At 64.1% G+C, this 8,867-nt stretch carries 7 protein-coding genes; 6 read left to right on the forward strand and 1 reads right to left on the reverse strand.

Annotated features, from left to right (window positions below; translation table 11 throughout):
* The first annotated feature begins 55 nt into the window (after positions 1-55).
* Entirely contained in the window at positions 56-1,363 is a 1,308-nt protein-coding gene (locus tag SX1_RS11615; RefSeq protein WP_026149691.1) for a sugar MFS transporter, read from the forward strand.
* 94 nt (positions 1,364-1,457) lie between these two features.
* Here the strand turns inward: SX1_RS11615 and SX1_RS11620 are convergent, their stop codons facing one another.
* On the reverse strand, positions 1,458-2,222 hold the full coding sequence (locus SX1_RS11620) for a FadR/GntR family transcriptional regulator (protein ID WP_026149692.1): 765 nt from the start codon (positions 2,220-2,222) through the stop codon (positions 1,458-1,460).
* 205 nt (positions 2,223-2,427) lie between these two features.
* Here SX1_RS11620 and araD1 point away from each other — a divergent pair, with 205 nt between their 5' ends.
* From araD1 to SX1_RS11645, 5 genes are all read left to right on the forward strand, one after another.
* Entirely contained in the window at positions 2,428-3,420 is a 993-nt protein-coding gene (araD1, locus tag SX1_RS11625) for an AraD1 family protein (protein WP_026149693.1), read from the forward strand.
* Positions 3,421-3,425: 5 nt separating this feature from the next.
* Positions 3,426-4,352, forward strand: coding sequence for a Gfo/Idh/MocA family protein (locus tag SX1_RS11630; RefSeq protein ID WP_019053121.1), 927 nt, complete (start codon positions 3,426-3,428; stop codon positions 4,350-4,352).
* Between the two features lie 19 nt (positions 4,353-4,371).
* Positions 4,372-5,934 (forward strand): alpha-N-arabinofuranosidase, encoded by a 1,563-nt coding sequence (locus SX1_RS11635; protein ID WP_026149694.1) that lies wholly within the window; start codon positions 4,372-4,374, stop codon positions 5,932-5,934.
* A gap of 63 nt (positions 5,935-5,997) precedes the next feature.
* Positions 5,998-7,029 carry an arabinan endo-1,5-alpha-L-arabinosidase gene (locus SX1_RS11640; RefSeq protein ID WP_019053123.1) on the forward strand — a complete coding sequence of 344 codons (1,032 nt, stop codon included), beginning with the start codon at positions 5,998-6,000 and terminating at the stop codon, positions 7,027-7,029.
* A gap of 21 nt (positions 7,030-7,050) precedes the next feature.
* Positions 7,051-8,478: a glycoside hydrolase family 43 protein gene (locus SX1_RS11645; RefSeq protein ID WP_019053124.1), complete on the forward strand. Its 1,428-nt coding sequence runs from the start codon at positions 7,051-7,053 to the stop codon at positions 8,476-8,478.
* Positions 8,479-8,867: the final 389 nt, after the last annotated feature.

Consider the following 8,867-nt stretch of genomic DNA (forward strand, 5'->3'; position numbering starts at 1 on the left):
CGGATGCAACCCCTCATAGCGGCTGTGCCGCATTGGAATTTACGGAGACGGATGAATGGCAGGACCAGTTTCCTCGACCGCCGCGCCATCGATGGCGCATAATCCCGGCGTTCGCTACGGCCCGGCGCTTGGGCTGCTGGCCAGCCTGTTTTTCATGTGGGGCTTCATCACGGTCATCAACAACACGCTGCTGCCGCATCTGCGCAGCGTGTTCGACCTGAGCTACACCCAGACGACGCTGATCGAATCGGTCTGGTTCATCGCCTATTTCTTCGCCTCCATCCCGTCGGCCAAGCTGATCGAACGGGTCGGCTATCAGAAGTCGATGGTCATCGGGCTGCTGATCATGGCGGCGGGCGCAGCGGGCATGACGCTGGCGGCGTCCATCCCCTCCTATGGCGTGACGCTGGTCATGCTGTTCGTCATCGCCAGCGGCATCACCCTGTTGCAGGTCGCGGCCAACCCCTATGTCGCGGTCGTCGGCAAGCCGGAAACCGCCTCCTCGCGCCTCAATCTGGTGCAGGCGATGAACTCGGCGGGCACGATGCTTGCTCCCCTGTTTGGCGCCTATCTGATCCTGGGCCGGTCGAAGGGTGGCACGTCGCAGGGCGATGTCGTCCTGACCCAGGCCGAACGGCTGGCCGACGCGCAGTCGGTGATCCTGCCCTATATCATCGTCGCGGTCATATTGGTGGTTCTGGCGGTCATCATCGCCCGCTTCCCCCTGCCCGCCATGGGCAATGCGACATCGCGTCACAGCAAGGAAGAGCGCAAGAAGCACTCGCTCTGGGTGCATCGCAATCTGGTGTTCGGCATCCCGGCCATCTTCATCTATCTGATCGCGGAAATCGGCGTCGCCAACCTGTTCGTCAATTTCGTCAGCCAGCCCGATATCGCCAACCTGACCCATGAGCAGGCGGGCAATTATCTCAGCCTGTTGTGGGGCGGGATGATGGTCGGCCGCTTCGCTGGCTCCGCGATCATGCAGAAATTCGATGCAGGCCATGTGCTGGCGGCCTTCTCGATCGGGGCGTTCATCGTCATGCTGGTGACGGTATTCACCACCGGCCCGATCGCGATGTGGTCGCTGATCCTGGTCGGCCTGTTCCATTCGATCATGTTCCCCACCATCTTCACCCTGGGTATCAAGGGACTTGGCCCCTTGACCGAGGAAGGATCGGGCCTGCTGATCATGGCGATCGCCGGTGGCGCGCTGGTCGTGGTGCAGGGCAAGCTGGCGGACGAATTCGGCCTGCAATGGTCGTTCCTGCTGACCGCGGCGTGCGAACTCTACATCCTCTTCTACGCGCTATGGGGATCGAAAGTGACCCATGCGCTGCCCGACCAGCCAGTCGCGGAATAAGCCAAAAACAGCCGAGGGTCGCACTTCGGGGCAAAAAAAGGCCGGAGCAGGACCACCCTGCTCCGGCCTTTTTCATTGCCCGTACCGGGCAGGATCATCCCCCCATCGCGCTTGCAGTATCCTCCAGCGCCAGATCGACCAGCACGCCCATCGCCTCGGCCGCCGCCGCCGCGTCTCCCGCCGCGATCGCGTCGAACACGCGGACATGGTCGGGGATCGGGTTGCGCGGCAGGGCACGGGCGCGCTGCTTATATTGGGTGGTCCAGTTGACCGCCGATCCGATGCTGGCGGACAACACCTGAAGCGCATCGTTGCGGGTCGCGTTGAGGATCGCATTGTGAAAATCGCGGTCGGCCGCGCGGCCCAGCTCGGTCGCCAGCGTATGGCGGCGCATCGCGGCCAGCGCGTCCTTCATGATCTTGATGTCATTCTTGTCGCGCCGCTGCGCCGCCAGCCGGGCGGCGGCCGGTTCGACGATGGCGCGCAGCTCAAAAAGGTCGCGCACGAACTGGATGTCGGGTTCCCCGGCAAAGGCCCAGCCCAGCACTTCGGGATCAAGCAGGTTCCAGCGGGTGCGCGGCAACACCCGCGTTCCGGCCTTGGGGCGGCTTTCCACCAATCCCTTGGCTGTCAGCACCTGAATCGCTTCGCGATAGGCGCTGCGCGACACGTCCAGTTCCTCGGCAAAGGCGACCTCGCCCGACAGGACATCGCCCGGCGCATATTGGCCAGACAAGATCGCCGTACCCAGCTTGTGCGCGATCGCCCCGTGCAATCGCCTGCCAGGCCCCCGCGCCACTTTTGCCGAATCCCCATTTTCCGCGGCATGCGCAGTTGTTGACGGCCTGTCCTGTCCCATCCCGGCTCCTCCCACCTTGCACCTATCAGGCACGGATCGATGTAGAATACAAGCATTGCCATTACCATCTTCCTGTAATATGTCGGAGTAATTGAGAGAGTCATCACGCAAGCGCTGCTGCATATCACAGCCGCCCAAGCACATGATCGGCCATCATTCAGGGTCAGCCAGCGCCGCGAATGGCGTGCGGGAGGAGAGTTTTTTCATGACATTGCGCCTGTTGCAGCATCGTGCCCCCAGCGGCGTCCGCTCCGTCATCGCGGCGCAGGGCGATGCCGCCCATATCGTGCCGGGCTATGCCAGCATCCGCGCCCTGGCGCTCGACGCAATCGCCCGTAACATCAGCCTGAGCGCCGCGGTCGAAGCGGCGGGCGCGGGCGATGCGATCGACATTGCCGCGGCCTTTGCAGCGGGCGAATTGCTCGCCCCCATCGACCATGACGATGACGCGCACATCCAGTTGACCGGCACGGGCCTGACCCATCTCGGCTCCGCCGAAGGCCGCGACAAGATGCACCGCGAGGCAGCGGCGGCGGAACGGCAGACCGATTCCATGCGCATGTTCCTGGAAGGGCTGGAGGGCGGCAAGCCCGCGCCGGGCGCCGTCGGCCAGCAGCCCGAATGGTTTTACAAGGGCGACGGGTCGCAACTGGTGGGGCCGGGCGAACCGCTGACCATGCCGGCCTTTGCCAGGGATGGCGGCGAGGAGCCGGAACTGGCGGGCATCTACATCATCGGTGATGACGGCCAGCCCTATCGGCTCGGCCTGGCGCTGGCCAACGAGTTCAGCGACCATGTGACCGAGCGGCACAATTATCTGTGGCTCGCCCATTCCAAGCTGCGGCAGGCCGCCCTTGGGCCGGAATTGCTGGTCGGTACCCCGCCTGCACATATCGAGGGTGCCAGCCGCATCCTGCGCGATGGCGCCACGATCTGGGAAAAACCGTTCCTGTCGGGCGAAGGCAATATGTCGCACAGCTTCGCCAATCTGGAACATCATCATTTCAAATATGACCTGTTCCGCCGTCCCGGCGACGTCCATGTCCATTTCTTCGGCACGGCGACGCTGTCGTTCAGCGATGGCATCGCGACGCAGGAAGGTGATGTGTTCGAAATCGCCGCCGCGCCCTTCACCCTGCCCGTGCGCAATGTGTTGCAACGCGCCCGGCCCGTCGAAGTGGTCGTCCAGGCGCTCTGACCGCCATGGACCCGATCCGCATCGCAATCGTGGGCATGGGCAAGATTGCGCGCGACCAGCATGTCCCCGCCATCCGTGGCAATAGCGCCTTCAGCCTGGCCGCGACGGTCAGCCCGCATGATGCCGGGCTGGACGGGGTGCCGCATCTGGCCAGCCTGGACGCGCTGCTGCATGACGGCCCGGCGGTGGACGCGATAGCGCTCTGCACCCCGCCGCAGGTCCGCTATGATCTGGCGGCGCAGGCGCTGGGGCGCGGCATCCATATGTTTCTGGAAAAGCCGCCCGGCGCGACGCTGGCCGAAGTCGGCGCGTTGCAGGCGCAGGCGGACAAGGTGGGCGTTTCCCTGTTCGCGGCCTGGCACAGCCGCTTTGCCGCGGGCGTCGCTCCGGCACGCGCCTGGCTCGCGGAGCGGAAGATCGACAGCGTGTCGATCGTCTGGCGAGAGGATGTGCGCGTCTGGCATCCGGGGCAGGCGTGGATCTGGCAGCCCGGCGGCCTTGGCGTGTTTGATCCGGGGATCAACGCGCTCTCGATAGCGACCCACATCCTGCCGCGCCCCTTCTTCCTGAAGGATGCAACGCTGATCCTGCCGGACAATCGCGCCGCCCCGATCGCGGCTGACCTGCATTTTCGCGACACGGGCGGCGCGCCGATCCACATGGACCTCGACTGGCGGCAGACCGGCCCGCAAAGCTGGGACATTGCCGTCGAAACCGACGCAGGCACGCTCAAATTGTCGCAGGGCGGCGCGGTGCTGCACCTGCCCGGTTCCACCGACCATGGCGAGGATGTCGAATATCCGGGGCTCTACAGCCGCTTTGCCGCGCTGATCCGGGGCGGGCGATCGGACGTCGATACCGATCCGCTGCGGCTGGTCGCCGACGCCTTCCTGCGCGGGCGGCGCGAGACCACTGACGCATTTCACGATTAAGATCACAGGAGTGGACGACATGATCAAAGCCCTGCGCCGCACGACGGCCACGCTGCTACTTTGCGCTACGGCGCTTGCCACCACCGCCCATGCCGACACGGATGGCAAGCCGACGACCGCGACGATCAACGCCGCCAGCCCCGGCCCGGTCTATGACAAGCGCATCTTCACCCAGTTTGCCGAACATCTGGGCAACGGCATTTATGGCGGCCTGTGGGTCGGCAATGACAAGACGATCCCCAACACGAACGGCTTCCGCAACGATGTGATTGCGGCGCTCAGGAACCTGTCCGTGCCTGTCGTGCGCTGGCCCGGCGGCTGCTTTGCCGACGAATATCATTGGCGCGAAGGCATTGGCGGCAAATCCAAGCGCCCGGTCAAGATCAACACCCATTGGGGCGGCGTGACCGAGCCGAACACGGTCGGCACCCATGAATTTTTCGAGCTGATCCGCCAGATCGGCGCGGAGGCCTATGTCGCGGGCAATGTCGGCAATGGCACGCCGCAGGAAATGGCCGAATGGGTCGAATATATGACGTCGCCTGCGGGAACGCTGGCCGAAGAACGCGCGAAGAACGGGCATAAGGAACCATGGGCCGTTCCCTATTTCGGCGTCGGCAACGAATTGTGGGGCTGTGGCGGCAATATGCGCGCCGAATATGCCGCCGACGTCACCCGCCGCTACGCCACCTTCATCAAGGCGCCGCGCGGCACGAGGATCATGAAGATCGCGGCAGGCGCCAATTCCGACGATTATAACTGGACCGAGACGATGATGAAGATGGCGAGCGGCCAGCTCGACGCGCTGTCGCTCCATTATTACACCATCCCAGGCGCCTGGCCGCCGCGCGCTTCCTCCACTCAGTTTGACGAGACGGGCTGGGCCAACACATTGGCCGAAGCGCTGCGCATCGACGAATTGATCACCAGGCATAGCGCCATCATGGACAAATATGATCCGGCCAAGAGAATATGGCTGGCGGTCGATGAATGGGGCACCTGGTATGCCGATGACCCAGGCACCCATCCCGGTTTCCTGCGCCAGCAAAATACGCTGCGCGATGCGCTGGTCGCGTCGATCCATCTCGACATTTTTGCGCGTCATGCCGACCGGGTGAAGATGACCGCCATCGCCCAGATGGTGAACGTGTTGCAGGCCATGATCCTGACCGATGGCAGCAAGATGGCGCTGACGCCGACCTATCATGTGTTCGAAATGTACAAGCCCTGGCAGGATGCGACCGTGCTGCCGATCAGCATCGACACACCCTGGTACCATAAGGACAAATGGTCGATGCCCGCCGTCAGCGGATCGGCGGTCCGGGGCAAGGATGGGAAGGTGCATGTCGGCCTGTCCAACCTGGACCCCAACCAGCCCAATAGCGTCACGGTCAAGCTGGACGGGCTGAATGCCGCGAACGTCACCGGCCGCATCCTGACCGCATCAGCGATCAACGCCCACAACACGTTCGACGCGCCCGACACCGTCAAGCCGGTCGCCTTTACCGGGGCGCAGGTCAGCGGCGACACGCTGAGCGTGACCTTGCCGCCCAAGTCGGTCGTGGTGCTGGAGTTGCAGTAAAGCCTGAAGTGCCATGTGCTTCCGCCTGCGCGGGAGCACATGGCTTTAATTGGAGAGGTCCGCATGAGGCGACCGACGTTCATCGCTTGGCTGGCGCTTGCCCTTTTGGCGATCCCCGCCAGCGCGCAGCAGCCGTCCCCGCCGCCGCGCGACACGCTCAACAGCCGCCTGACCGGCGACCTGACGCCCACCCATGATCCGGTCATCATCCGGCAGGGCGACACCTATCACATATTCAGCACCGGCCATGGCAAGCGGCTGATCGAAACCCGCACGTCGCCTGACCTCATCCACTGGACCGCCGGCGCGCCGGTCTTTACCGCCCTGCCCGACTGGGCGAAGGCGGCGATCCCCGGCAGCGATGGCATGTGGGCGCCCGACATCAGCTATGTGAATGGCCGCTACCGCCTCTATTATTCGGTCTCCACCTTCGGGTCGAACCGATCCGCGATCGGCCTGGCGACCAGCCCGACGCTGGACCCTGGCGCGCCCGATTATCATTGGCGGGACGAAGGCATGGTCGTCATGTCGGACAAGGGCGACGACTTCAACGCGATCGACCCCAATTTCATCATCGACCGCGAAGGCCGTCACTGGCTTTCGCTCGGCAGCTTCTGGACGGGCCTTAAACTGTTCGAACTGGACCCCAAAAGCGGCAAGCCCAAAAACCCCAAGGCCTGGCCCGTCGCCATCGCCCGGCGTCCGGCCCCGGCGGGTGGTCCGGCCCCGGTCGAAGCGCCCTTCATCATCGACCATGGCGGCTATTATTGGCTGATGGCGTCCTACGACTATTGCTGCAAGGGCGCCGCCAGCACCTATTACACCGTCATCGGCCGGTCGAAGGCGATTACCGGCCCCTATCTGGGCAAGGATGGCAGTTCGATGCTGGAAGGGGGCGGCACCATCTTCCTGCGCGCCGACCTGCAGGAACAACAGCGCTTCCGTGGTCCTGGTCATGCGGGCTGGCTGCATGACAGGGATGGCCAGGATTATGTCGTCTACCACGCCTATGACAAGCAATCGAACGGCGTCCCGACCCTGCGGATCGCGCCGGTCCGCTGGGGCGCGGACGGCTGGCCCCAGGCCGATTATTGAATACCGACCGGAGAGAAAGACATGCATTTCACCCTGTCCCGCCGTGGCTTCATCGCCAGCAGCGCCGCCCTGTCCGCCGCGCCGATGATGGCGCGCGCCAAGGTCGCCGAAGCGCCCGTGGCCGCACCGCAAAACCCGCTCGTCCGCCAGCGCGCCGATGCGCAGATATTTCGCCATGACGATGGCCATTATTACATGACCGGGTCAGTCCCCGAATATGACCGGCTGGTGCTGCGCCGGTCAAAGACGATCGCGGGCCTGACCAGCGCAACCGAAACCGTGCTGTGGCGGCATGAAAAGACCGGCCCCCTGTCCGGCTTCATCTGGGCGCCCGAACTGCACCGGATCGATGGACAGTGGATCATCTATTTCGCCGCCGGGCCCAGCGGCGGGGGCGAGGATGTATTCCGCATCCGCACCTATGCCCTCGTTTGCGACGGGCCTGACCCGATGACCGGCAAATGGAGCCTCCTGGGGCAGTTTCAGGCGCCGTGGGACAGTTTCAACCTCGATTCGACCAGCTTCGTCCACAAGGGCCAGCGCTATTTCGCCTGGGCGCAGCGTGAGCCGGAGATCGAGACGAACAGTAACCTGTACATAGCCAAGCTGGAATCCCCGTTGAAGCTGGCCGGCAAGGCGACCCGCCTGACCGTGCCGACGCTCGACTGGGAAATTCGCGGCTACAAGGTCGCCGAAGCGCCTGCTGTCCTGCACCGCAATGGCCGTCTGTTAATGACCTATTCGGCCAGCGCGACCGACGCGCGCTACTGCCTGGGCATGCTGACCGCGGATGAAGATGCCGACCTGCTCGACGCGGCCAGCTGGACCAAATCGCCACAGCCGGTTTTCACGACATGCCGGGAAACCAGCGTGTTCGGCCCTGGCCACAACAGTTTCACCGTGGACGAACAGGGACGCGACATATTGGTCTATCATGGCCGGGACTATGAGGCGATCCAGGGCGATCCGCTGTTCAACCCGGACCGCCATACCCGCGTCCAGCGGCTCTATTATACCGCCGATGGCATCCCCGATTTCGGTGTGCCGGTAGGCAACGGACCACTGCCGGAGCGCTTTGCGTCAGCCACCAATGCCAAACTCCTGCTGGCGCATGACGGCCCCCGCCTGATCGCGGGCAACCCCTTGCTGGCCCAGACGCAGTTCCGCCAGACGCCCGGTCGCGCGGGCCAGCAAAGCGTCATGCTGTCCCCCATATTGATGCCCGGCCATTATCTGGTCGCGCGCAAGGACGGATCGGTCGCGCTGGAGCCTGACAGCAACAGCGCCGATTTCGACCTGCGCAGCCAGTTCGTCCGCCTGGCCGATGCGCGGCGGGGCACCATCCGCTTTGCCGCGATCGCCGCGCCGGGCAAGGCGATCGGCGTGGCAGACGGCCAGATTCGCCTCGTGCGCAGCCGTGACGCTGCGGCACGCTGGCGTGCGGACTGACGTCAACCGATATGCTCCGACAAATAGGCAATGTCGGATCTTGCATATCGGCGGGCCGCCAGCCCCCCGCCAGACCCGTTTCCGGCCGGACTATCCTTGAATATCCGGTACTTTTTGATGCAGCAATAATGTCACGCCCCGCCATCATGCGGCCCCACCAGAAAATTTCGCTTGCACTCCATTTGTCTGAGCAATAATTAGTCCGAGTAATTCAGGGCATGGCGAATGGGCCAGCCATAGGGGAGGACTTGAAATGGCACGTCTGCCGATCGCATTATGCTCCGTATCCATGTTCGCGCTGATGCTGGGTGCCAGCGCCCACGCGCAAACCAGCCCCGCCCCCCAGATGGCCGCAGAGGATGACACGGCTATCCGGCACACGGGGTTGA

Source organism: Sphingobium xenophagum NBRC 107872 (genome assembly GCF_000367345.1).
Lineage (GTDB): Bacteria > Pseudomonadota > Alphaproteobacteria > Sphingomonadales > Sphingomonadaceae > Sphingobium > Sphingobium xenophagum.

Bases quoted from the DNA above. Each gene is read 5' to 3' on its own strand.
- SX1_RS11615 (WP_026149691.1), top strand. From the start codon at position 56: ATGGCAGGACCAGTTTCCTCGACCGCCGCGCCATCGATGGCGCATAAT.
- SX1_RS11620 (WP_026149692.1), bottom strand. From the start codon at position 2,222: ATGGGACAGGACAGGCCGTCAACAACTGCGCATGCCGCGGAAAATGGG.
- araD1 (WP_026149693.1), top strand. From the start codon at position 2,428: ATGACATTGCGCCTGTTGCAGCATCGTGCCCCCAGCGGCGTCCGCTCC.
- SX1_RS11630 (WP_019053121.1), top strand. From the start codon at position 3,426: ATGGACCCGATCCGCATCGCAATCGTGGGCATGGGCAAGATTGCGCGC.
- SX1_RS11635 (WP_026149694.1), top strand. From the start codon at position 4,372: ATGATCAAAGCCCTGCGCCGCACGACGGCCACGCTGCTACTTTGCGCT.
- SX1_RS11640 (WP_019053123.1), top strand. From the start codon at position 5,998: ATGAGGCGACCGACGTTCATCGCTTGGCTGGCGCTTGCCCTTTTGGCG.
- SX1_RS11645 (WP_019053124.1), top strand. From the start codon at position 7,051: ATGCATTTCACCCTGTCCCGCCGTGGCTTCATCGCCAGCAGCGCCGCC.